This is a genomic window from Rhodococcoides fascians NBRC 12155 = LMG 3623 (assembly GCF_001894785.1).
GTDB lineage: Bacteria > Actinomycetota > Actinomycetes > Mycobacteriales > Mycobacteriaceae > Rhodococcoides > Rhodococcoides fascians.
Window position 1 is genome coordinate 110,007 of sequence record NZ_BCWW01000004.1, and the last position, 22,233, is coordinate 132,239.

General features: G+C 66.2%; 21 protein-coding genes. 20 read left to right on the forward strand and 1 reads right to left on the reverse strand.

The genetic code is table 11. The annotated features are described in order from the left end of the window. Nucleotides 1-36 precede the first annotated feature (36 nt). The 8 genes from alaS (at nucleotide 37) to aroB (ending at nucleotide 9,109) form a co-directional block, all read left to right on the forward strand. On the forward strand, nucleotides 37-2,706 hold the full coding sequence (gene alaS, locus RFA01S_RS11805; RefSeq protein ID WP_032408288.1) for an alanine--tRNA ligase: 2,670 nt from the start codon (nucleotides 37-39) through the stop codon (nucleotides 2,704-2,706). 2 nt (nucleotides 2,707-2,708) lie between these two features. After that, nucleotides 2,709-3,242: a Holliday junction resolvase RuvX gene (ruvX, locus tag RFA01S_RS11810; RefSeq protein ID WP_032391452.1), complete on the forward strand. Its 534-nt coding sequence runs from the start codon at nucleotides 2,709-2,711 to the stop codon at nucleotides 3,240-3,242. Beyond that, complete coding sequence (locus RFA01S_RS11815; protein WP_027496970.1) at nucleotides 3,239-4,672, forward strand: endolytic transglycosylase MltG; 1,434 nt, start codon at nucleotides 3,239-3,241, stop codon at nucleotides 4,670-4,672. The genes ruvX and RFA01S_RS11815 overlap by 4 nt, the downstream gene beginning before the upstream one ends. Before the next feature lies 1 nt (nucleotide 4,673). Further along, a complete protein-coding gene (locus RFA01S_RS11820; protein ID WP_032408287.1) occupies nucleotides 4,674-5,486 on the forward strand; it encodes a shikimate dehydrogenase in 813 nt (270 codons plus the stop codon). A 161-nt stretch (nucleotides 5,487-5,647) separates the two neighbouring features. Further along, on the forward strand, nucleotides 5,648-6,235 hold the full coding sequence (locus tag RFA01S_RS11825) for a prepilin peptidase (protein ID WP_081371325.1): 588 nt from the start codon (nucleotides 5,648-5,650) through the stop codon (nucleotides 6,233-6,235). Nucleotides 6,236-6,247: 12 nt separating this feature from the next. After that, nucleotides 6,248-7,435, forward strand: a complete 1,188-nt coding sequence (aroC, locus tag RFA01S_RS11830) for a chorismate synthase (RefSeq protein ID WP_027496973.1) — start codon at nucleotides 6,248-6,250, stop codon at nucleotides 7,433-7,435. After that, entirely contained in the window at nucleotides 7,432-7,986 is a 555-nt protein-coding gene (locus RFA01S_RS11835) for a shikimate kinase (protein WP_027496974.1), read from the forward strand. Before aroC ends, RFA01S_RS11835 begins: the two co-directional genes overlap by 4 nt. A 10-nt stretch (nucleotides 7,987-7,996) precedes the next feature. Then, the gene (gene aroB, locus RFA01S_RS11840; RefSeq protein WP_032365738.1) at nucleotides 7,997-9,109 is read left to right on the forward strand and encodes a 3-dehydroquinate synthase; all 1,113 of its coding nucleotides are present in this window, start codon (nucleotides 7,997-7,999) and stop codon (nucleotides 9,107-9,109) included. 101 nt (nucleotides 9,110-9,210) lie between these two features. On the opposite strand, the gene RFA01S_RS11845 is transcribed toward aroB, so the two are convergent. Next, the gene (locus RFA01S_RS11845) at nucleotides 9,211-9,861 is read right to left on the reverse strand and encodes a B-4DMT family transporter (protein WP_027496976.1); all 651 of its coding nucleotides are present in this window, start codon (nucleotides 9,859-9,861) and stop codon (nucleotides 9,211-9,213) included. A 115-nt stretch (nucleotides 9,862-9,976) separates the two neighbouring features. Between RFA01S_RS11845 and RFA01S_RS11850 the strand changes: the two genes are divergently transcribed. The 12 genes from RFA01S_RS11850 (at nucleotide 9,977) to gmk (ending at nucleotide 22,220) form a co-directional block, all read left to right on the forward strand. After that, on the forward strand, nucleotides 9,977-11,068 hold the full coding sequence (locus RFA01S_RS11850) for a M24 family metallopeptidase (RefSeq protein ID WP_032408286.1): 1,092 nt from the start codon (nucleotides 9,977-9,979) through the stop codon (nucleotides 11,066-11,068). A 76-nt stretch (nucleotides 11,069-11,144) separates the two neighbouring features. After that, nucleotides 11,145-11,708: an elongation factor P gene (gene efp, locus RFA01S_RS11855; RefSeq protein ID WP_027496978.1), complete on the forward strand. Its 564-nt coding sequence runs from the start codon at nucleotides 11,145-11,147 to the stop codon at nucleotides 11,706-11,708. A 1-nt stretch (nucleotide 11,709) separates the two neighbouring features. Next, the gene (gene nusB, locus RFA01S_RS11860; RefSeq protein WP_032408285.1) at nucleotides 11,710-12,264 is read left to right on the forward strand and encodes a transcription antitermination factor NusB; all 555 of its coding nucleotides are present in this window, start codon (nucleotides 11,710-11,712) and stop codon (nucleotides 12,262-12,264) included. A gap of 141 nt (nucleotides 12,265-12,405) precedes the next feature. Further along, on the forward strand, nucleotides 12,406-12,993 hold the full coding sequence (pyrR, locus tag RFA01S_RS11865; RefSeq protein ID WP_027496980.1) for a bifunctional pyr operon transcriptional regulator/uracil phosphoribosyltransferase PyrR: 588 nt from the start codon (nucleotides 12,406-12,408) through the stop codon (nucleotides 12,991-12,993). Continuing rightward, nucleotides 12,990-13,958 (forward strand): aspartate carbamoyltransferase catalytic subunit, encoded by a 969-nt coding sequence (locus RFA01S_RS11870; protein ID WP_032408284.1) that lies wholly within the window; start codon nucleotides 12,990-12,992, stop codon nucleotides 13,956-13,958. Before pyrR ends, RFA01S_RS11870 begins: the two co-directional genes overlap by 4 nt. Next, the gene (locus tag RFA01S_RS11875; protein WP_032408283.1) at nucleotides 13,955-15,271 is read left to right on the forward strand and encodes a dihydroorotase; all 1,317 of its coding nucleotides are present in this window, start codon (nucleotides 13,955-13,957) and stop codon (nucleotides 15,269-15,271) included. Before RFA01S_RS11870 ends, RFA01S_RS11875 begins: the two co-directional genes overlap by 4 nt. Before the next feature lie 4 nt (nucleotides 15,272-15,275). Further along, on the forward strand, nucleotides 15,276-15,782 hold the full coding sequence (locus RFA01S_RS11880) for a PH-like domain-containing protein (protein ID WP_027496983.1): 507 nt from the start codon (nucleotides 15,276-15,278) through the stop codon (nucleotides 15,780-15,782). After that, entirely contained in the window at nucleotides 15,668-16,909 is a 1,242-nt protein-coding gene (carA, locus tag RFA01S_RS11885; protein WP_371829098.1) for a glutamine-hydrolyzing carbamoyl-phosphate synthase small subunit, read from the forward strand. The genes RFA01S_RS11880 and carA overlap by 115 nt, the downstream gene beginning before the upstream one ends. Further along, on the forward strand, nucleotides 16,909-20,250 hold the full coding sequence (gene carB / locus RFA01S_RS11890) for a carbamoyl-phosphate synthase large subunit (protein ID WP_032365742.1): 3,342 nt from the start codon (nucleotides 16,909-16,911) through the stop codon (nucleotides 20,248-20,250). Before carA ends, carB begins: the two co-directional genes overlap by 1 nt. Continuing rightward, the gene (gene pyrF / locus RFA01S_RS11895; RefSeq protein ID WP_032408281.1) at nucleotides 20,247-21,077 is read left to right on the forward strand and encodes an orotidine-5'-phosphate decarboxylase; all 831 of its coding nucleotides are present in this window, start codon (nucleotides 20,247-20,249) and stop codon (nucleotides 21,075-21,077) included. The genes carB and pyrF overlap by 4 nt, the downstream gene beginning before the upstream one ends. Before the next feature lie 205 nt (nucleotides 21,078-21,282). Next, nucleotides 21,283-21,603, forward strand: a complete 321-nt coding sequence (mihF, locus tag RFA01S_RS11900) for an integration host factor, actinobacterial type (RefSeq protein ID WP_027496987.1) — start codon at nucleotides 21,283-21,285, stop codon at nucleotides 21,601-21,603. Nucleotides 21,604-21,608: 5 nt separating this feature from the next. Continuing rightward, entirely contained in the window at nucleotides 21,609-22,220 is a 612-nt protein-coding gene (gmk, locus tag RFA01S_RS11905; protein WP_032391446.1) for a guanylate kinase, read from the forward strand. The last annotated feature ends 13 nt before the right edge of the window (nucleotides 22,221-22,233 follow it).

Here is a 22,233-nt window from a genome sequence, read left to right on the forward strand (position 1 = left end):
AATCGGCACAGGGTCTGACGACGCTAACCTGTATCAGTGCAGACCCATGAGATCCGCAGGCGTTTCCTCGACCATTTCGTGAAGGCGGGACACACCGAAGTACCCAGTGCGTCGTTGATCCTCGACGATCCCAACCTGCTGTTCGTCAACGCGGGCATGGTTCCCTTCGTGCCGTTCTTCCTCGGGCAGCAGACGCCGCCGTACAAGACGGCGACGAGCGTCCAGAAGTGCGTGCGCACCCTCGACATCGAGAACGTCGGTATCACCACTCGGCACAACACGTTCTTCCAGATGGCCGGAAACTTCTCGTTCGGCGATTACTTCAAGCGCGACGCGATCAAGCATGCCTGGACCCTGCTGACCGACAGCGTCGAAGACGGCGGCTACGGGTTCGATCCCGAGCGGATCTGGGCCACGGCCTACCTCGACGACGACGAGGCGATCGAGCTGTGGAAGGAGATCGCCGGTCTGCCCGACGAACGCATCCAACGTCGTGGAATGGCCGACAACTACTGGTCCATGGGAATCCCCGGACCCTGTGGACCCTGCTCGGAGATCTACTACGACCGAGGCCCCGAGTTCGGTGCCGAAGGCGGCCCCGAAGCCGACGAGGACCGGTACATCGAAATCTGGAACCTCGTCTTCATGCAGAACGAACGCGGCCAAGGCATCAGCAAGGACGATTTCGAGATCCTCGGCCCACTGCCGAAGAAGAACATCGACACCGGCATGGGCGTCGAGCGCGTGGCATTCCTGCTCCAAGGCGTCGACAACGTGTACGAGACCGATCTCGTGCGGCCGGTCATCGCCAAGGCAGAGGAGCTGTCGGGTCGGACCTACGGCAGTAACCACGACGACGACGTCCGCTTCCGCGTCATCGCCGACCACGCGCGCACCGCTGCATTGCTGATCTCCGATGGAGTCAATCCCGGCAACGACGGCCGCGGCTACGTGCTTCGGCGCCTGCTGCGTCGCATCGTCCGATCCGCGCGACTCCTCGGCGCACCCGACGAGACGATGGCGCAGTTCATCACCGTCGTCCGCGACACCATGGCCGAGTCGTACCCCAACCTGGTCACGGACTTCGATCGCATCCTCACCGTCGCAGTGGGGGAGGAGACCGCCTTCCTCAAGACCCTGACGTCGGGCTCGCGGCTGTTCGAGGGTGCCGCGGAGGCCGTCAAGGCGTCGGGCGCGAAAAAGATCGGCGGCGCCGAAGCCTTCGCGCTGCACGACACCTACGGGTTCCCGATCGACCTGACGCTCGAAATGGCCGCCGAGGCCGGACTGTCCGTGGACGAAGACGGATTCCGCTCGTTGATGGCCGAGCAACGCACTCGCGCCAAAGAGGACGCCCGCGCGCGCAAGCATGCACACGCCGACCTCACCGTCTACAAGGATTTCGTCGACGGTTCGCCGACCGAGTTCACCGGGTTCGACGAACTCGGTTCCGAGGCAACGGTTCTCGCGTTGATCTCCAACGGCGTTCGGGTTCCGACCGCGGTCGCCGGCGAGAGCGTGGAGATCATCCTCGACCGCAGCCCGCTGTACGCGGAATCCGGTGGTCAGATCGCCGATATCGGCACCATCACCGCACCCGGCCTGACCGTCAAGGTCAACGATGTGCAGAAGATCGCCAAGAAGGTGTGGACCCACAAGTCCGTGGTCGATACCGGCCAGATCACCGAGGGTGACACCGTGCATGTCGACGTCGACCACGCCTGGCGCAAGGGCGCCACCCAAGGACACTCGGGCACGCACATGGTGCACGCCGCACTGCGCCAGGTGCTCGGACCCAATGCGACGCAGGCAGGCTCGCTGAACAAGCCGGGGTACCTGCGCTTCGACTTCTCCTGGCAGGGCGCGTTGTCCGAGGCGCAGCGCGACGACATCGAGAATGTCGCCAACGATGCGGTCGGCTCGGACTACGAGGTCAACACCCTCGTCACCGACCTCGACAGCGCCAAGAAGATGGGGGCAATGGCGCTGTTCGGCGAGAACTACGGCGACGAGGTCCGCGTGGTCGAGATCGGCGGGCCGTTCTCGATGGAACTGTGCGGTGGCACTCACGTCCAACACTCGTCGCAGATCGGTCCGGTCACCATCCTCGGCGAATCCTCGGTCGGCTCGGGAGTACGCCGCGTCGAAGCCTTCGTCGGCCTCGACTCGTACCGCTATCTGGCGAAGGAACGCGCGCTGTTGGCCGGCGTCGCGTCGTCGTTGAAGGTCCCGTCCGAGGAGGTGCCGGCGCGCATCGAGAACCTGGTCGAGCGTCTTCGGGTCGCCGAGAAGGAACTGGAGTCGGTCAAAGCCGCGGCCGTTTTGGCCTCTGCGGGAGAGTACGTCGGTAAGGCCGAACGGTTCGGTGACGTGCGAGCAGTCGTCGCGCAGGCACCCGACGGCGTCGGCGGCAACGACCTGCGGACGCTCGCCACCGACATCCGCGGCCGACTCGGCACCGATCCGGCCGTCGTCGTGCTGTTCGGCACGGTCGGCGGCAAGGTCCCGTTCGTGGTCTCGGTGAACAAGGCCGCCCAGGAAGCCGGAATCGCGGCCGGCGAGCTGGTCGCGTCGTTCGGTCCGAGCATCGGTGGCCGAGGTGGTGGCAAGCCCGAACTCGCCCAGGGATCGGGCTCGGATGTCGCGGGCATCGCCGCAGGGATCGACGCCGCTCGGGCGCGATTGACCGAACTCACCACCCACTGACGATCGTGCCGACTCAGGGGCGAGGCCCCGATCGACCCGGCGTCGACGATCCGGGCCGCGGCAGACGCATCGGCATCGACGTCGGGAGCGTTCGCATCGGCATCGCGTCGTCCGACCCCGACGGCGTCCTCGCGACGCCCGTCGAAACGGTGCCGCGGTCCAAGGTCAAGGGACCCGATGCGCCGGACGTCGTCCGGGTGGCGGAAATTATCGCCGAGTACGAGGCCGTCGAGGTCGTCATCGGACTGCCTCGGACGTTGCGCGGTGAACGTGGAAGTGCAGTCGACGCGGCGGAGAGATTCGGCCGTTCTCTGCACAGGCGGTTGGCCGGCGTGCCGATTCGCATGGCCGACGAGAGACTGACTACGGTGAGCGCGTCGCGTGCCTTACGGGAGAGTGGTGTGCGCGCGAAGGATCAGCGATCGGTCATCGACCAGGCCGCCGCGGTAGCGATACTGCAGGGTTGGCTCGACGAACGACGGGCCGCGGCGCACCGAGCAACGACGAATTCAGGATCGACGGAGGTCGACGAGTGAGCAACCATGGGTCCGATGATCGGGGTCGACGGCGGGTGGCCCCGGACGAGGCCCACACCGATCCGATCGGGTATCGCGTGGACGAGGGCAGTGAGTTCCACCGGAGTATGAATCGGTCCCGGCCGCCGCAACGCAGTGAACCGCATACGCAGGGCACCCGTCGTGCGGACCGCGAGGCCGGCGGCGGCCCGGTAGTCGACCCGGATGCCGGAGCGATGCCGCAGGCCGTGGGTCGGAGCCGCGCCGCCGGTCGCAGGGAACGCGCTGCGTCCAGCCGGAAGCGTCGTGGCCGAGTCGTCGCCCTGGTTCTCGGGCTGCTGTTGGTCGTCGCCGTGGCAGGAGGGGGGTACTTCGCAGTGAACAAGTTCGGGAATCGAACGACACCGAACGAGGACTTCGCGGCCGGTTCGTCCGGTGACGGAGTCGTGATTCAGGTCCATCCCAACGACACCGCCCAGCAAATTGGTACCGAGGCTGCGGACAAGGGCGTGGTGGCGAGTTCCGGAGCGTTCCTCGAAGCTGCGCTGCAGAACAATGCGATCACGTCGGTCCAGCCGGGCTTCTACCTGCTCACCAGCGGTGTTCCGGCTTCCCGCGCGGTCGAGGAGCTGGTGGATCCTGCCTCGCGGGTGGGAAACATGGTCATCTCGGAGGGGCGTCAACTGCACGACGCGAGAGACGTGAACACCGGTTCGGTCAAGAAGGGGATCTACACCTTGATCTCCGAGGCCAGCTGCGTGGATCGGACCGGCAGCGGCAGTCCGACGTGCATCAGCTACGACGATCTGAACGCAGCAGGAGCGGTCGACGATCCGGCAGCCCTGGGAGTGCCGCAGTGGGCAACCGACCGCGTCGAGGGCGTGCCGGACCGAGACCGGCAACTCGAGGGTCTGATCTCCGCCGGAACGTGGGACTTCGATCCCAGCGCCGCTCCTGCGGACATCCTGAAGCAATTGGTGTCCGAGAGCGCCACCCGGTACGAGGACACCGGAATCCTCACCGCGGGCAGCAACTCCGGACTGACCCCGTACGACACACTCGTCGCGGCCTCGCTGGTGGAGCGTGAATCCCTGCCGCAGGACTTCAGCAAAGTGGCGCGGGTGATCCTCAACCGTCTCGCGGTGCCGCAGAAGCTCGAATTCGACTCGACGGTGAACTACTCGCTCGACACCACCGAGGTGGCCACCACCGACGCCGATCGCGCCACGGTGACGCCCTGGAACACCTATGCCAGCGAAGGGCTGCCCGCCACTCCGATCTCGTCCCCGAGCATCGGTGCGGTACAGGCCGTCGAGATGCCGGCCGACGGAGACTGGCTGTACTTCGTGACCATCAACCAGGCTGGGGAGACGCTGTTCACCCGCAGTTACGACGAGCACCTGGCCAACATCGGCAAGGTGGAAGCCGGATTCCTCGACAGCGGCCGCTGACATGCGTGCCGCCGTACTCGGCAGCCCGATCGAGCACTCGAAGTCACCGGTGCTCCATCGGGCGGCTTACCGCGCCCTCGGCCTCGACGAGTGGACCTACGACCGCATCGAGTGCACGGCCGAGCAACTTCCCGGACTGGTCGACGGTTTCGGGCCGGATTGGGTCGGCGTGTCGGTGACGATGCCCGGCAAAGTCGCCGCTCTGACGTACGCGTCGGAACGTACCGAACGCGCCGTCCTGGCCGGGTCGGCCAACACTCTGCTGCGGACGACGTCGGGATGGCGGGCGGACTGCACGGACGTGGACGGCGTCGTCGGCGCACTGCGAGATGCTCGAATCGACGATCTGACCGGTGCCGCCGTGACGGTGGTGGGTGCAGGAGGTACGTCGAGACCCGCGATCGTGGCACTGGCAACACTGGGTGCCGCGTCGGTCACGGTGGTTGCTCGATCGGCCGATCGTGCGACGGCCACTCTCGAGTGCGCGGTGGCCGCCGGGCTCCGCGCCGACTTCGCACAGTTCAGCGATCCCGGGCTCGCCGACGTCGCAGCGGCGTCGGCCGTGCTGGTCAGCACCGTCCCCGCAGCCGGGGTTGCCCCCTTCGCGGCCGCTCTCGGCCGGGCACCCGTGGTACTCGATGCGATCTACGACCCCTGGCCGACCGCACTCGCCGCTGCGGTCGACGACGCCGGCGGAACGGTCATCAGCGGACTGTCGATGCTGCTCAACCAGGCCTACGGGCAGGTAGAGCAATTCACCGGTATGTCGGCACCCCGATCGGCCATGCGAGAGGCGCTCGGCGTCGTTCTGTAGCCGCGTCTGTCGTCGCCCGACCGGCAACCTCCATCGGCACCCGTCGATCATCGGCTGTGCACAGGGCATCGGCTGTACACAGGGCGGCGGTTGTCCACAGGTCTTTTCGTGACCTGGACTGTTCGCGCAACTCGGTTCGTCTCGGTGCGACGCTTCGAGCCATGTGGAGTCTGGGTGTTGCGGTCACGGTCGGTGCTGTCGCCGGTGTGGTGCTGCGCGTCGTGTTGCGTCGATGGGAGCCGCGTTTTCTACCGGCGCTGTGTGTCCTCGGATCCGGGTGGGCGTGGTGGAGGTTCGGGGACAGCCCGCATGCCGCGTCGTGGGGGCTGATCACCTGGTGCGTACTGACGTGGTGGTTCGCAGCGCTGATCGCCGTCGACGTGCGGTGTCGCCGGCTGCCGAACGTGTTGACCGTTCCCGGTGCGGTCGTGGTTCCGGCAGTGCTGGTGGCGACGGGTTCGGCTCAGGCTCTGCTGGGCGGCGGGCTGCTGTTCGGCATCTACCTCGTGGTTCATCTCGGTGCGCCGAGGGCGTTCGGCGCGGGTGACGTCAAGCTCGCCTGGTCGGTGGGTTCGATCGCTTGCCTGGGCGGTACAGCCGGGTGGACCGTCGCGGCGTTGGCGGCGCCGGTGGCCACAGCCGTGGTGGGGTCGATCGCGGCGGTCTGCGGATACCCCGGTGCGCGCATCGCGCACGGGCCGTCCATGTGCGCGGCCACCCTGCTGGCAGTTGCGGCGGCCACGACGTGAAAAGATGTTCGAGTGCTGCGCTGGATAACTGCCGGAGAATCCCACGGACCCGCTCTCGTCGCCATCCTCGAAGGAATGGTCGCGGGAGTCGAGGTGACCTCGGACGACATTGCTCGCCAACTCGCTCGCCGCCGCCTCGGTTACGGCCGCGGTGCTCGCATGAAGTTCGAAGCGGACAAGGTGACCCTCACGGGCGGCGTTCGTCACGGCCGGACCATGGGCGGGCCGGTGGCGATCGAGGTCGGTAATACCGAATGGCCGAAGTGGGAACAGGTGATGTCGGCCGACCCCGTCGACGAGGCCGTCCTCGCCGATCTGGCTCGCAACTCTCCACTGACTCGACCACGACCCGGGCATGCCGACTTCTCCGGGATGCTCAAGTACGGTTTCGACGACGCACGTCCGGTGCTCGAGCGTGCCAGTGCGCGTGAAACCGCGGCGCGGGTGGCGATCGGAACGGTCGCGCGGCTGTTCCTGAAGCAGGCGTTCGGCATCGACGTCGTCTCGCACGTGATCTCCATCGGTGCCTCGGATCCCTACGTCGGCCCGCCGCCCGCGGGCGCGGACATCGATGCCATCGACGAGTCTCCGGTGCGGGCCTTCGACAAGGCCGCCGAGGAGTCCATGATCGCCGAGATCGAAGCCGCCAAGAAAGACGGCGACACCCTCGGCGGCATCGTCGAGGTCGTCGTGCACGGACTGCCGGTCGGCCTCGGCTCGTTCGTCTCGGGTGAACGCAAGCTCGACGCCAGACTGGCGGCTGCGCTGATGGGCATCCAGGCGATCAAGGGTGTCGAGGTGGGCGACGGTTTCGAGACCGCGCGCCGACGCGGCAGTGTCGCACACGACGAGATCAAGCCGGGGCCAGACGGAGTTCTCCGCTCGACGAACCGTGCGGGCGGGATCGAAGGCGGAATGACCAACGGTGAGGCTCTGCGGGTGCGTGCCGCGATGAAGCCCATCTCCACGGTTCCCCGCGCCCTGTCGACGGTGGACATGTCGACCGGCGACGAAGCGGTCGCCATCCACCAGCGCTCGGACGTATGCGCTGTTCCGGCCGCCGGGGTCGTGGCAGAGACGATGGTTGCCCTCGTGCTCGCGCAGGCAGCGTTGGAGAAGTTCGGTGGGGATTCGCTGGCGGAGACGACGAGCAACGTCGACCACTACGTGAAGGGCACCGCCGCCCGACCTCCGCGATGAGCCCGTACGCGGTCCTCGTCGGACCGCCGGGTGCAGGAAAATCGACCATCGGACGGCGACTGGCCCAGGCGTTGAATCTGGATCTGTTCGATACCGACGTGGCCATCGAACGAAAAACCGGGCGAACCATTGCGGATATCTTCTCGCACGACGGTGAGCCTGCATTTCGCGAGATCGAAGAGCGGATCGTCGCCGATGCCCTGGCCTCGCACGACGGCATTCTTTCCCTCGGCGGCGGAGCCGTGTTGTCGGCTGCAACCCGGAAGCTGCTTGCTGCGCACACTGTGGTCTATCTGGAAATCAGTGTGTCGGAGGGGCTTCGGCGAACGGGAGCCAACACGTCTCGGCCACTGCTCGCGGGCCCGGACCCGCGCGCCAAGTACCAGGAATTGATGCGTCACCGCCGCCCCCTCTATCGCTCGGTTGCCACCGTGCGAGTGCGGACGGACAGTCGTAGTCCGGCCCGAGTCGTGAATCAGTTGGTGGCCAAGCTCACTGCTCTCGCACCGGTGCCCGTTCGCGAAGTGAACGACGAAACCCCCAGTAGATGAAGGTGATTCGATGACAGAGCCCGTACGCGTCCAGGTCGAGAGTGCCAACCCGTACCCGGTGATCATCGGCCGAGGCCTGTTGACGGACCTCGTCGACGAGCTCGCCGGAACCGCGACGGTCGCGATCTTCCATCAGCCACCCCTGGCCGAGACGGCCGAAGCAGTGCGAGCAGCATTGGCGGACAAGGGGATCGATGCACACCGCATCGAAATTCCGGACGCCGAGGACGGCAAGGACCTCGCGGTCGCCGGATTCTGCTGGGAGGTGCTGGGACGCATCGGCCTGACCAGAAGTGACGCCATCGTCTCGCTCGGCGGCGGCGCGGCCACCGATCTCGCCGGTTTCGTTGCGGCGACGTGGATGCGCGGCGTTCGAATCGTCCACGTTCCGACGACTCTGCTGGCCATGGTCGATGCCGCCGTCGGTGGAAAGACCGGAATCAACACCGATGCCGGCAAGAACCTGGTCGGCTCGTTCCACGAACCGGCCGCGGTGCTGGTCGACCTCGCGACACTCGAGACAGTGCCGAAGAACGAGATCGTGTCGGGCCTGGCCGAGGTGATCAAGACCGGCTTCATCGCCGACCCGGTGATTCTGGACATCATCGAATCAGACCCCGCTGCGGCGCTCGATCCGACCGGCGACGTACTGCCGGAGCTCATCAGACGGTCCGTGGAAGTCAAGGCCAGGGTTGTGGCCGCCGATCTGCGGGAATCGAATCTACGGGAGATCCTGAACTACGGGCACACCCTCGCCCACGCCATCGAGCGACGCGAGCAGTATCGCTGGCGGCACGGAGCTGCGGTGTCGGTCGGGCTCGTGTTCGCCGCCGAGCTCGGTCGTCTGGCGGGCCGGCTCGACGACGCGACCGCGGACCGCCATCGGGCGATTCTCGAATCGGTCGGGCTGCCGGTGACCTACGACGAGCACGCGTTCGCGGATCTGCTCAAGGGAATGCAGACGGACAAGAAGAACCGCGCAGGTCTGCTTCGATTCGTCGTCCTCGACGGATTGGCCAAGCCCGGTCGACTCGAGGGCCCGGACCCGGCTCTGCTCGTCGCGGCTTTCTCGGCTGTGGGGCGCGAGGCTCCGGCGGCCGGTGGTTCCGCCATCATGTTGTAGATCCAGGTGTTGTACGCCTGCGACACACTTTGAACACACAACGGGCGGTGGTCGATGCATCGGTGCATCGACCACCGCCCGTTGGACGTGTGCCGCGTGGATCAGGAGCCGTCGGCGCTCCCGTGACGGTTGCCGCGCTTGTCCATCCGGGGCTTGCCGTCGGCGTCGACAGCCGAGAACACCTCGGTGTCGGCCTCGCCGTGCTCGGGTGCCCATTGCGGTTCGGCCTGCGACCGTGTGCCCGCCTGGTCCGCCCGCTCGGCCGAGCCCGCGTTCACCAGCTGGCGCTCGTGTGCTCGCTCGGCGTCGGAGGTGGCCAACTTCTTCTTCGCCTCGCGGTTGACGATCTGCCTGCCGACGAACATCGCGATGCTCGCGACGACGAACACCGTCAGGATCGTGAACGCTGCGCCCGAGGTCAGCTCGAAGATCAGTCCGTTCTGGCCCAGGCTGAAGTCGACGAAGAAATCGATGATCCAACTGATCAATCCGGCAAGCAGGCCGCCGACCACAGCAGCCTTCAGCCAGACCATCGTCAGGTCCTCGCCCTTGTCCGGGTCGGGGTTCCTGCGTCGGTCGCGGATCCCGTCGATGCCGGCCCAGACGGCGATGACGAGCACGACGAGGGCATACGCCACCCATCGCAGCGCCGAACCGCTCAGAGGCCACATCGACACCGCTGCCCCCAGCAGCAGTCGAGCGACGACGTTGATCAAAGCCATACCTATGCCACGCACTGCCCACCCAGTCATGCGGCACAGCATATCCGCACGTGGCCGATTGTGTGTCGGGGCCCACAGGTTCGCCGTGGGGGCGGCGCAGCCGAGGCTCCCGATCCGTTGACGGCCGACCAGTAATGTCGGGAACATGTCTGCTGATTTCGGCGCCCGCCGCGGTGCCTTGCGAGAGCTGTTGATCCAGGACGGCCTCGACTCGATTCTGATCACCGACCTGCTCAATGTGCGCTATCTGACCGGCTTCACCGGCTCGAATGCCGCGCTGCTCGTGTCGACCGGAGGTGACGAGCGAACAGTGATCTGCACCGACGGCCGCTACGTCACCCAGGTCGCCGAGCAGGTTCCCGATCTGCGCGCAGAGATCGACCGCGCGTCGGCGCTGCACCTGCTCGGTGCTGGTATTTCCGGTCGCGGCACCCGTGTCGGCTTCGAGAGTCATGTGGTCACGGTCGACGCCCATCGCGCGTGGGCCGAGCTCGACGGCGGCCTCGAACTGGTGCGCGCGCCGGGAGTCGTGGAATCGCTGCGCATGGTCAAGGACGAGTACGAGGTGGGTGTGCTTCGAGACGCGTGCCGCGCCGCCGACGACGCGCTCGCCGAGCTTCTGAGCGGCGGCGGGATTCGCGCGGGCCGGACCGAGCGTGAGGTGGCTCGCGAGCTCGAATCGCTGATGCTCGATCACGGTGCCGACGCCGTCTCGTTCGAGACCATCGTTGCCGCCGGGGCGAACTCCGCGGTGCCGCATCACCGCCCGACCGACGCCGTCCTGGCCGAGGGGGACTTCGTGAAGCTGGACTTCGGCGCGCTGGTGGCCGGGTACCACTCGGATATGACGCGCACCTTCGTCATCGGTGCGCCGGCGCAGTGGCAGCGCGAGCTGTACGACCTGGTGCAGCGGTCGCAGGCTGCAGGCCGAGAGGCGCTGGCACCCGGTATCGAGACCGCTTCGGTCGACGCCGCATCGCGGTCGGTCATCGAGGAGGCAGGGTACGGCGAGTACTTCCTGCACGGGCTCGGTCACGGAGTCGGCCTCGAAATTCACGAAGCGCCGGGAATCGCGAAGTCGAGCACCGGTACACTGCTGAGCGGTGCAGCGGTCACCGTCGAACCGGGTGTCTACTTCTCCGGCCGCGGCGGCGTTCGGATCGAGGACACACTCGTCGTTCGCGACGAGGGTCCGGAACTGCTCACCCTGACAAGCAAGGAACTCACGTCCGTCTAGCGCGCGGGCGGGAGCGAATCCCGCACGTGACCGACGGCGCGTCACGCGCACAAACGATTGAGGAGACGCGAAGCAAGTGGCTTCCACCAGCGATTTCAAGAACGGACTGGTTCTCAACCTGGAGAACCAGCTGTGGTCGATCATCGAATTTCAGCACGTCAAGCCCGGTAAGGGGCCTGCGTTCGTGCGAACCAAGCTCAAGAACGTGCTGTCGGGCAAGGTCGTCGACAAGACGTTCAACGCCGGTGTGAAGGTCGAGACCGCAACGGTCGACCGACGCGACATGACGTACCTCTACCACGACGGTAGCGACTACGTGTTCATGGATGCCGACACCTACGACCAGCTTTCCATCGGTGAGGCGACCGTCGGCGACGGCGCGCGATTCCTGCTCGAGAACCTTCGCGTCCAGGTCGCGATGCACGAGGGCGTCCCGCTGTACGTCGAGCTTCCCGTCACCGTCGAGCTCGAGGTCAAGCACACCGACCCCGGCCTGCAGGGAGACCGCTCGACCGGTGGCACCAAGCCGGCCACGCTCGAGACCGGAGCCGAGATCTCGGTGCCGTTGTTCATCAACACCGGCGACAAGCTCAAGGTCGATTCCCGTGACGGCAACTACCTCGGGCGTGTGAACTCCTAACGTGTCATCGAAGAAGTCGACATCCTCCGGTTCGCAGAACGGCGTCCCCGGCGCGAAGAAGCTGGGTGCGCGCCACAAGGCCCGCAAGCGTGCCGTGGATTTCCTGTTCGAGGCAGAAGCGCGCAACGTCGACCCGGTGAATCTGACCAGCGAACGGATCGAACTCGCGCGCGGCGACGACACGATCGCACCGGTCAGTGAGTACACCTCCGCGCTGGTCGAGGGGGTGGCAGAGAACCTGGACCGACTGGACGGCGTGATCGCCGATCATCTCAAGGACTGGACGATCGGTCGCCTGCCCGCAGTCGATCGGGCGATCTTGCGGGTCGCGGTGTGGGAGCTCTTCCACGCCACCGACGTCCCACCGGTCGTTGCTGTCGACGAGGCCGTCGAGCTGGCCAAGCAGCTGTCCACCGACGATTCGCCGGGCTTCGTCAACGGTGTACTCGGCCAGATCGTGCTCGTGGCACCGCAGGTTCGCGCCGCTGCGGCTGCTGTGTCGTCGCGTCCCCAGGCCGCAGGCCCGGACGATGCGACGGTCGACTCCGATCTGTGACACACCCGTCCACGGCAGTGTGACCGAACGCTCTGCGAGCCTGGTGGGTTCGGTTCGCAGAGCGTTGCTAGGCTTTACGCAGTTCTAGTGCCAGACATCCTTTAACGATCCGTCCAGAGAGGCGGAGAAGGAGGTCGTAGTTTGCCTGCGCCCGAAAGTTCATCCGCCGATTCTGCCGTCCGTGAGCTGCTGTCCGCAGCCGATGTAGGTCGGACCATCTCTCGCATGGCTCACCAGATCATCGAGAAGACCGCGCTCGACGCTCCCGACTCGCCGCGTGTCGTGCTACTGGGCATTCCCACTCGCGGTACCACCCTGGCCGAGCGTCTCGCCGAACGTATCGAGGCGTTCTCCGGCGTGCGGCCCCCGCTCGGCTCGCTCGACATCACCCTGTACCGCGACGATCTGCGCAACAAACCGCACCGTCCACTCGAACGCACCTCGGTGCCGACCGGCGGAGTGGACGATGCCCTGGTCGTTCTGGTCGACGACGTGCTGTTCTCCGGCCGTACCGTCCGGTCGGCGCTCGACGCGCTGCGCGATCTCGGACGCCCTCGCGCCGTCCAACTCGCGGTCCTGATCGATCGCGGCCACCGCGAACTTCCCCTCCGGGCGGATTACGTGGGCAAGAACGTGCCCACGGCCCGCTCCGAGGACGTCTCGGTGCTGCTCTCCGAGCACGACGGGCGGGATGGCGTCAGCTTGTCCGAGGGAGGATCGACGCGATGAAACACCTGCTGTCGGTCGCCGACCTCACTGCGGAATCCGCCACCGAACTGCTCGACGAGGCCGAGCGTTTCGAGCAGGCACTGCTCGGTCGCGAGGTCAAGAAGCTGCCGACGTTGCGCGGCCGGACGATCATGACCGTCTTCTTCGAGAACTCCACCCGAACTCGGGTGTCGTTCGAGGTCGCGGGCAAATGGATGAGCGCCGATGTGATCAACGTCAGTGCCAGCAGTTCGTCGGTATCCAAGGGGGAGTCCCTCCGCGACACTGCGATGACCCTGCGCGCGGCCGGTGCCGACGCACTCATCGTTCGCCACCCTGCGTCGGGTGCCGCGCACCAGATCGCCCGGTGGACCGCCGACCAAGGGGCTGGCCTCGATGGTCGTTCCACCGGTGCCGGTCCGGCGGTCATCAATGCGGGCGACGGTACCCACGAACACCCCACACAGGCGTTACTCGATGCCCTGACGGTTCGGCAACGCCTGGGCGATATCTCCGGTCGCCGGATCGCGATCGTCGGCGATGTTCTGCACAGCCGGGTAGCGCGATCGAATGCGATTCTCCTGTCCACCCTCGGAGCCGACGTCGTGCTGGTAGCGCCGCCGACTCTGCTGCCGGTCGGTGTCGAGGGCTGGCCGGTTCGGGTCTCGCACGACATCGACGCCGAGCTACCCGGGTTGGACGCGGTGTTGATGCTTCGGGTGCAGGCCGAGCGGATGAACGGCGGGTTCTTTCCGTCGGCGCGGGAGTACTCGATCACGTACGGACTTTCGCAGCGCCGACTCGACTTGTTGCCCGAGCACGCCGTGGTGCTGCATCCGGGGCCGATGCTGCGCGGTATGGAGATCGCGTCCTCGGTGGCCGACTCACCCAAAACTGCAGTCTTGCAACAGGTTACGAATGGAGTTCACGTGCGGATGGCAGTCCTGTTCCGATTGCTGGTCGGTTCGGACGGGGGAGCATCATGACCGCTCCGGCACCGTCGGTACTGCTGCGTGGAGTCCTGCTGTACGGCGAGGGCCCCGAAACGAACGTCCTGATCACTGGCGAGGAGATCGTCGAGATCGGGCCCGACGTCGACGCCGACGGCGCCGACGTGGTCGAGGCGCGCGGCCAGGTTCTGCTGCCCGGCTTCGTCGACATGCACACCCATCTGCGGGAGCCCGGTCGGGAAGACACCGAGACCATCGAAACCGGCTCCGCCGCAGCCGCTCTGGGTGGGTACACCGCCGTGTTTGCCATGGCCAACACCTCGCCGGTCGCGGATTCGGTCGTCGTGACCGACCATGTGTGGCGCCGCGGACAGGAAGTCGGGCTCGTCGACGTGCACCCCGTCGGGGCCGTCACCGTAGGGCTCGAAGGCAAGCAGTTGGCCGAGATGGCCACGATGGCTGCCGGGGTCGGTCGGGTCAAGATGTTCTCCGACGACGGCCACTGCGTCGACGACCCACTGATCATGCGTCGCGCACTGGAGTACTCGAGTTCGCTCGGAGTGTTGATCGCCCAGCATGCGGAAGAACCGCGATTGACCGTCGGTTCGGTCGCTCACGAGGGTCCCAACGCCGCCCGGCTCGGTCTCACCGGCTGGCCGCGTGCCGCCGAGGAATCGATCGTCGCGCGCGATGCCCTGCTCGCTCGGGACGCGAATGCGCGGGTGCACATCTGCCATGCCTCCACTGCCGGCACCGTCGAGTTGCTGAAATGGGCTCGGGGGCAGGGAATTTCGATCACCGCCGAGGTAACGCCCCATCACCTGCTCCTCGACGACTCGCGTCTGGAGACATACGACGCCGTCAACAAGGTGAACCCGCCGTTGCGCGAGAAGTCCGACGTGGACGCGTTGCGCAAGGGTCTGGCCGACGGCGTGATCGATTGCGTGGCAACCGACCACGCACCGCATGCCGAGCAGGACAAATGCTGTGAGTTCTCCATCGCCCGGCCCGGGATGCTCGGACTGGAGACCGCGCTGTCGATCGTCGTCGACACGATGGTGAACCCGGGTCTGCTGGACTGGCGCGGTGTGGCGAGGGTCATGAGCGAACGTCCGGCCGAGATCGTCGGCCTGGCCGATCAGGGCCGTCCGATCGAGGTGGGCGAAATCGCCAACCTGACGCTGGTCGATCCGAAGGCCGACTGGACGGTGTCGGGCAAGAAGCTCGCCAGCGTCGCACACAACACACCGTTCGAGGACATGAGCTTCTCGTCCAAGGTGACCACCACCGTGTTCCGTGGACGTATCACCGTCCGCGACGGAGTCGTGGCGAACAGGGCAGGGGAGTAGAGCCGTGGACAGAGTTCTCATCGTCATCGGCTTCATCCTGTTCTGGGCGCTGATGATCGCGCTGATCTTCTGGGGTTGGCGCGGGCGTCAGAAGCGTCAGGAAGGACGCATCGGCGAGTTCCCGGCCGTGCCGGACGACCTGGGTGCCAACCGAATCCAGCCGGCCACCGGGCTCTACGTCGGCAGCACCATTGCGCCGAGTTGGCAGGACCGGATCGCCGTGGGCGACATCGGCCACCGCGCCACCGGCGAGCTGTCACGACACGAGAAGGGAATCCTCCTCGATCGGGACGGCGAGTCACCCATCTGGATTCCGAACGAATCGATCCGGGCGATCCGTACCGAGCGCGGACTCGCAGGCAAGGTCATGACCAAGGACGGTCTCCTGGTGATCCGATGGGAGTTGCCGACGGGGACCGAAATAGACACCGGCTTCAGGGCCGACGACAAGCAGATCTACCCGGTGTGGACAGAGGGTTTCACCGGAGAAACCAAGGAGGAAACCGCGTGAGCAGCGCAGTTCTTGTTCTGGAGGACGGCCGGACGTTCCGCGGCACCACGTTCGGGGCCCAGGGGCGCACGCTCGGCGAAGCCGTCTTCTGCACCGGTATGACCGGATACCAGGAGACGCTGACCGATCCGAGCTACCACCGCCAGATCGTGGTGGCCACGGCTCCGCAGATCGGCAACACCGGCTGGAACCAGGAGGACGGCGAGGCGGCCAGTGCCCAGGATCCCAACAAGATCTGGGTCGCCGGTTACGTCGTCCGAGATCCAGCGCGCCGGACGTCGAGCTGGCGCTCGACCGGAACGCTGCAAGACCAGCTCGAGGCGCAGAACGTCGTCGGCATCGCCGGAATCGACACGCGCGCTCTCGTCCGCCACCTGCGTACGCGCGGCTCGATGCGAGCGGGAGTGTTCTCGGGCGACGCACTCGGCACCTCGGACGAGATGCTCGAGCAGGTGACCGGTCAGCAGTCCATGCTCGGCGCGGACCTCGCCGGCGAGGTGACCACCGGTGCCGGGTACACCATCGAACCGACCGGCGACGCTCGATTCACCGTCGTGGCAGTCGATCTCGGCATCAAGACCAACACTCCGCGAATGTTCGCCGAGCGCGGTATCCGCGTGCACGTGGTGCCGTCGAACACCAGCATCGAGCAGGTTCTCGAACTGAACCCGGACGGTGTGTTCCTGTCCAACGGCCCGGGAGACCCGGCCACGGCAGACACGAGTGTCGCGCTGACCAGGCAGGTACTCGAACGAGAGCTGCCGCTGTTCGGCATCTGCTTCGGCAACCAGATCTTCGGGCGGGCACTCGGTCGCGGCACGTACAAGATGAAGTTCGGCCACCGCGGCATGAACATCCCGGTCATCGAGCACACCACCGGTCGCATCGCGATTACCGCGCAGAATCACGGGTTCGCACTCGAAGGTGAAGCAGGCGAGGAATTCGACACCGACTTCGGTCGAGCACGAATCAGCCACACCTGCGCCAACGACGGCACCGTCGAGGGCGTCGAGCTGATCGGCGGCAGCGCCTTCTCGGTGCAGTACCACCCCGAGGCCGCGGCCGGCCCGCACGACGCCGCCTACCTCTTCGACCGTTTCACCAGCGTCCTTCAGGAGAAGAAGTAATGCCACGCCGCACAGACCTGAACCACGTCCTGGTGATCGGATCCGGCCCGATCGTCATCGGCCAGGCCTGCGAGTTCGACTACTCCGGCACCCAGGCGTGTCGAGTGCTTCGTGAGGAAGGACTGCGGGTCAGCCTCGTCAACTCGAACCCGGCCACGATCATGACCGACCCGGAGTTCGCCGACGCGACGTACGTCGAGCCGATCACCGCGGAGTTCATCGAGAAGATCTTCGCTCGCGAGGCCGAGCAGGGCCACCCCATCCAGGCCGTGCTCGCGACCCTGGGCGGACAGACGGCTCTCAATGCAGCTGTCGCTCTGCACGATCAGGGCATTCTCACCAAGTACGGCGTCGAACTGATCGGTGCCGACTTCGACGCGATCCAGCGCGGCGAGGATCGCCAGAAGTTCAAGGACATCGTCGCCAAGGTCGGTGGAGAATCCGCCAAGTCGGCCGTCTGCTACACGATGGACGAGGTACGCGAGACCGTCGCCGAGCTCGGTTTCCCGGTCGTCGTCCGGCCGTCGTTCACGATGGGTGGGCTCGGTTCGGGATTGGCCTACAACGACGAGGATCTGACCCGGATCGCGGGAGGCGGCCTGGCGGCGTCCCCGACGGCCAACGTGCTGATCGAGGAGTCCATCCTCGGCTGGAAGGAATACGAGCTCGAGCTCATGCGTGACGGCCGCGACAACGTGGTCATCGTGTGTTCCATCGAGAACGTGGATCCCGTCGGCGTGCACACCGGCGACTCGGTCACCGTTGCGCCGGCGATGACGCTCACCGACCGCGAGTACCAGAAGATGCGCGACCTCTCCATCGACATCCTGCGTGAGGTGGGCGTCGACACCGGCGGCTGCAACATCCAGTTCGCGATGGATCCGGCCGACGGCCGACTGGTCGTCATCGAGATGAACCCGCGAGTGTCACGCTCGTCGGCTCTGGCGTCCAAGGCCACGGGCTACCCGATCGCCAAGATGGCCGCCAAGCTGGCCATCGGGTACACCCTCGACGAGATCGTCAACGACATCACCAAGGAGACGCCGGCCTGCTTCGAGCCGACGCTGGACTACGTGGTCGTCAAAGCACCGCGATTCGCGTTCGAGAAGTTCCCCGGTGCCGACGGCACACTGACCACGACGATGAAGTCCGTCGGCGAGGCGATGTCCATCGGCCGCAACTTCACCGAGGCCTTCGGCAAGGTGATGCGCTCGCTCGAAACCAAGCGCGCGGGCTACTGGACCGGCCCCGAGGTCGAGGCAGAAAGTCTGGACGCGTTGCTGAAGGACCTGTCCGTACCGCAGGACGGTCGGATGTACGGGATCGAGAAGGCATTCGCTCTCGGTGCCACCCTCGAGCAGCTGTTCGAGGCGACCAAGATCGACCCGTGGTTCCTCGACCAGTTCCAGCAGATCCACGAACTCGGCGTCCAGGTTCGCGAGGCGGCCGAATTCGACGAGGCGCTGCTGCGTCAGGCCAAGTACCACGGTCTGTCCGATCGCCAGATCGCCGCTCTGCGACCCGAACTCGACGGTGAGGACGGAGTGCGGGCGCTGCGCGACGAGCTCGGTGTGCACCCGGTCTACAAGACTGTCGACACCTGTGCGGCGGAGTTCGAGGCCAAGACCCCGTACCACTACGGCACCTACGAGCTCGACCCCGAAGCCGAGACCGAGGTTGCCCCGCAGCCGGACCGGCCCAAGGTCCTGATCCTCGGATCCGGTCCCAACCGCATCGGTCAGGGCATCGAATTCGACTACAGCTGTGTGCATGCGGCGCTGACGCTGTCCGAGGCCGGCTACGAGACGGTCATGGTCAACTGCAACCCCGAGACCGTCTCCACCGACTACGACACCGCCGATCGCCTGTACTTCGAGCCGCTGACGTTCGAGGACGTGCTCGAGGTGTACCGGGCCGAGGCCGCCTCGGGAACGGTGCGCGGGGTCATCGTGCAGCTGGGCGGACAGACCCCGCTCGGTCTGGCGAAGCGACTGAAAGCCGCAGGCGTACCCATCGTCGGAACCTCTCCCGAGGCCATCGACCTCGCCGAGGACCGCGGAGAGTTCGGCAAGGTACTGGACGCGGCAGGACTGCCGGCAGCCAAATACGGCACCGCGACGACGTTCGACGGGGCCCGTGAGATCGCCGCAGGAATCGGTTACCCGGTGCTGGTGCGCCCGTCGTACGTGCTGGGCGGACGCGGTATGGAGATCGTCTACGACGAGGCATCCCTGGCGACCTACATCTCCAATGCGACGGAGATCTCGGACGACCGACCGGTGCTGGTCGACCGGTTCCTGGAAGATGCCGTGGAGATCGACGTCGACGCGCTGTGCGACGGCACCGAGGTGTACATCGGCGGCATCATGGAGCACATCGAGGAGGCCGGCATCCACTCCGGCGACTCCGCATGTGCACTCCCGCCGATCACGCTCGGCAAGACCGACCTGGAGAACGTGCGTCGATCGACCGAAGCCCTCGCGAAGGGAATCGGTGTCCAGGGCCTGCTGAACGTGCAGTACGCCCTCAAGGACGACATTCTGTACGTCCTCGAGGCCAACCCTCGAGCCAGCCGGACGGTGCCGTTCGTGTCCAAGGCGACGGCCGTGCAGCTGGCGAAGGCTTGCGCCCGAGTGATGTTGGGGGAGAGCATCGCCGAACTTCGGACTGCGGGAATCCTGCCGGAGACCGGAGACGGTGGCACCGTCCCGGCGGGTGCGCCCATCGCCGTCAAGGAAGCGGTGTTGCCGTTCAACAGGTTCCGCCGCGCGGACGGAACCGGCGTCGACACACTGCTCAGCCCGGAGATGAAGTCCACCGGTGAGGTGATGGGTATCGACTTCGATTTCGGCACTGCCTTCGCCAAGAGTCAGACCGCCGCGTACGGTTCGCTGCCCGCCGGCGGTGCAGTATTCGTATCGGTGGCGAACAAGGACAAGCGGTCGTTGATCTTCCCGGTGAAACGACTCGCCGATCTCGGGTTCGACATCCTGGCCACCGAAGGAACCGCAGATGTGTTGCGGCGCAACGGAATCAAGTGCGAGCAGGTGTACAAGCAGTCGGGCGAGGATGTCCCGGAGGGTGAGCAGACGATCGTCGACCGAATTCTGGCCGGCGACATCGCGATGGTCATCAATACCCCGTACGGCAACTCCGGTCCCCGCGTCGACGGATACGAGATTCGTAGTGCCGCTGTGGCGCAGAACATTCCGTGCATCACCACGGTGCAGGGTGCGTCGGCCGCAGTGCAGGGCATCGAGGCAGCCATCGCCGGTGGAATCGGTGTTCGTTCCCTGCAGGATCTGCATGCGGGTCTGAAGGAAGGCCTGGTTCTGCCGTGAGTCATCACCACAGTTGGTCGGACCGGCTCCGGGCAGCGGTCGCCGCGCGCGGTCGGCTGTGCGTCGGCATCGATCCGCATCCGGCTCTGCTCCAGGCGTGGGGCCTGCCGCGCTCGGCGGACGGTCTCGAGGTCTTCGCCGAGCTGTGTGTGGAGGCGTTCGTCGGTGAGGTGGCTGTCGTCAAGCCTCAGGTGGCGTTCTTCGAGTCGTACGGTTCGGCCGGCTATGCGGTTCTCGAGCGCACTGTCGGGGTGTTGCGGGACGCAGGCACGTTGGTGATCGCCGATGCCAAGCGCGGCGATATCGGAACGACGATGGATGCGTACGCGCAGGCGTGGCTGGAGCCGGGTTCTCCGCTGTCGTCCGATGCCGTCACGGTGTCGCCGTACCTGGGGTTCGACTCGTTGGGTGCGGCAATCGACCGAGCTGTCGCTCACGACCGCGGCGTGTTCGTCCTTGCCCGGACGTCGAATCCGGAAGGTTCCGCGCTGCAGCACGCGTCGATGTCGACGGGTGGGTCCGTTGCGCAGTCGATCGTCGACGCGGCGGCTGCGCGCAACCGTGTCGATGCAGACACGGTCGGCCTGGTGGTCGGCGCCACCCGCGATCACGGCCTCGATCTGTCGGGCTACCGCGGGCCGGTGCTCGCGCCCGGCCTGGGTGCCCAGGGTGCCACGGTGAACGATCTGGCAGAGATCTTCCGTGATTGCCGAGAGCTGCTGTTGCCGAACTCTTCTCGGAGTGTGCTGGCGGCGGGTCCGTCGGTGACGGCGTTGCGTGCGGCGGCGACGCAGTTGCGTGACGAGATCGAAGCGGGTCTCGCATAGTCCATGGTCGCGTCGGCGAGCGTGTGGGGGTGGGTTAGCGGTGAGCGCCCGTCGTCGGTACGGTCGCTAACGCTGCCGACGACAATGCGAATCGACCGGGAATCCCTGCACGGATGGTCCTCGGCAGGCACCTACCGATGAGCGGCGAACCGATCCTGATCGGACCGGTCGCTCGCCCCGAAACGAGAAGACGGAGGAACCGACAGTGGCCCTTCCCCAGTTGACCCCCGAGCAGCGCGCTGCTGCCCTCGAAAAGGCAGCTATCGCCCGCAAGGCTCGCGCCGAGCTCAAGGAGCGCCTCAAGCGCGGCGGCACCGACCTCAAGCAGGTTCTCAAGGACGCCGAGACGGACGAGATTCTCGGCAAGATGAAGGTATCCGCATTGCTCGAGGCGTTGCCGAAGGTGGGCAAGGTCAAGGCCGCGGAGCTGATGACGGAGTTGGAGATCGCGCCCACTCGTCGACTGCGCGGACTCGGGGATCGGCAGCGCAAAGCGCTGTTGACGAAGTTCGATTTCGAGGCCTGACGACGGTGAGTGACACTGCGGCGACGTCCGTGCCGGAGAAGAAGCGGGGCCGGTTGGTGGTGCTGTCCGGCCCTTCCGGCGTCGGCAAGTCCAGTGTCGTTCGGCTCGTGCGCGCGGCGCTACCGGAGCTGGTCTTCAGTGTGTCGGTCACGACGCGATCGCCGCGGCCTGGCGAGGTGGACGGTCAGGACTACCACTTCGTGTCGTCCGAGGAGTTCGACCGGATGATCGCCGACGGTGAGCTGTTGGAGTGGGCGAGTATCCACGGCGGCCTGCAGCGATCGGGAACACCTGCCGCCGCAGTGGACGCGGCCTTGGAGGCCGGCAGCCCGGTGCTGCTCGAGCTCGATCTGGCCGGTGCCCGCGCCGTTCGGGTGTCCAAGCCGGAAGCTCTGCTGGTGTTCATGGCACCGCCCACGTGGGAAGACCTGGTCTCTCGTCTGGTCGGTCGAGCGACGGAGGAGAGCGCCGCCACCGAGCGACGATTGGAAACGGCGAGAGTGGAATTGGCGGCGCAGGACGAGTTCGACACGGTCGTTGTCAATACCGATGTCGACCATTCGTGCGAACAGTTGGTATCCTTGTTGGTCGGTAGGTCGTCGGTCGGCAACAGCTGACCATTTTCACGGC

What these genes read in the sequence shown, in the direction of transcription:
- RFA01S_RS11820 (WP_032408287.1), top strand. Translation starts at nt 4,674, where the DNA reads ATGCGTGCCGCCGTACTCGGCAGCCCGATCGAGCACTCGAAGTCACCG.
- RFA01S_RS11825 (WP_081371325.1), top strand. Translation starts at nt 5,648, where the DNA reads ATGTGGAGTCTGGGTGTTGCGGTCACGGTCGGTGCTGTCGCCGGTGTG.
- RFA01S_RS11835 (WP_027496974.1), top strand. Translation starts at nt 7,432, where the DNA reads ATGAGCCCGTACGCGGTCCTCGTCGGACCGCCGGGTGCAGGAAAATCG.
- aroB (WP_032365738.1), top strand. Translation starts at nt 7,997, where the DNA reads ATGACAGAGCCCGTACGCGTCCAGGTCGAGAGTGCCAACCCGTACCCG.
- RFA01S_RS11845 (WP_027496976.1), bottom strand. Translation starts at nt 9,861, where the DNA reads ATGACTGGGTGGGCAGTGCGTGGCATAGGTATGGCTTTGATCAACGTC.
- RFA01S_RS11850 (WP_032408286.1), top strand. Translation starts at nt 9,977, where the DNA reads ATGTCTGCTGATTTCGGCGCCCGCCGCGGTGCCTTGCGAGAGCTGTTG.
- RFA01S_RS11870 (WP_032408284.1), top strand. Translation starts at nt 12,990, where the DNA reads ATGAAACACCTGCTGTCGGTCGCCGACCTCACTGCGGAATCCGCCACC.
- RFA01S_RS11875 (WP_032408283.1), top strand. Translation starts at nt 13,955, where the DNA reads ATGACCGCTCCGGCACCGTCGGTACTGCTGCGTGGAGTCCTGCTGTAC.
- carA (WP_371829098.1), top strand. Translation starts at nt 15,668, where the DNA reads ATGGGAGTTGCCGACGGGGACCGAAATAGACACCGGCTTCAGGGCCGA.
- carB (WP_032365742.1), top strand. Translation starts at nt 16,909, where the DNA reads ATGCCACGCCGCACAGACCTGAACCACGTCCTGGTGATCGGATCCGGC.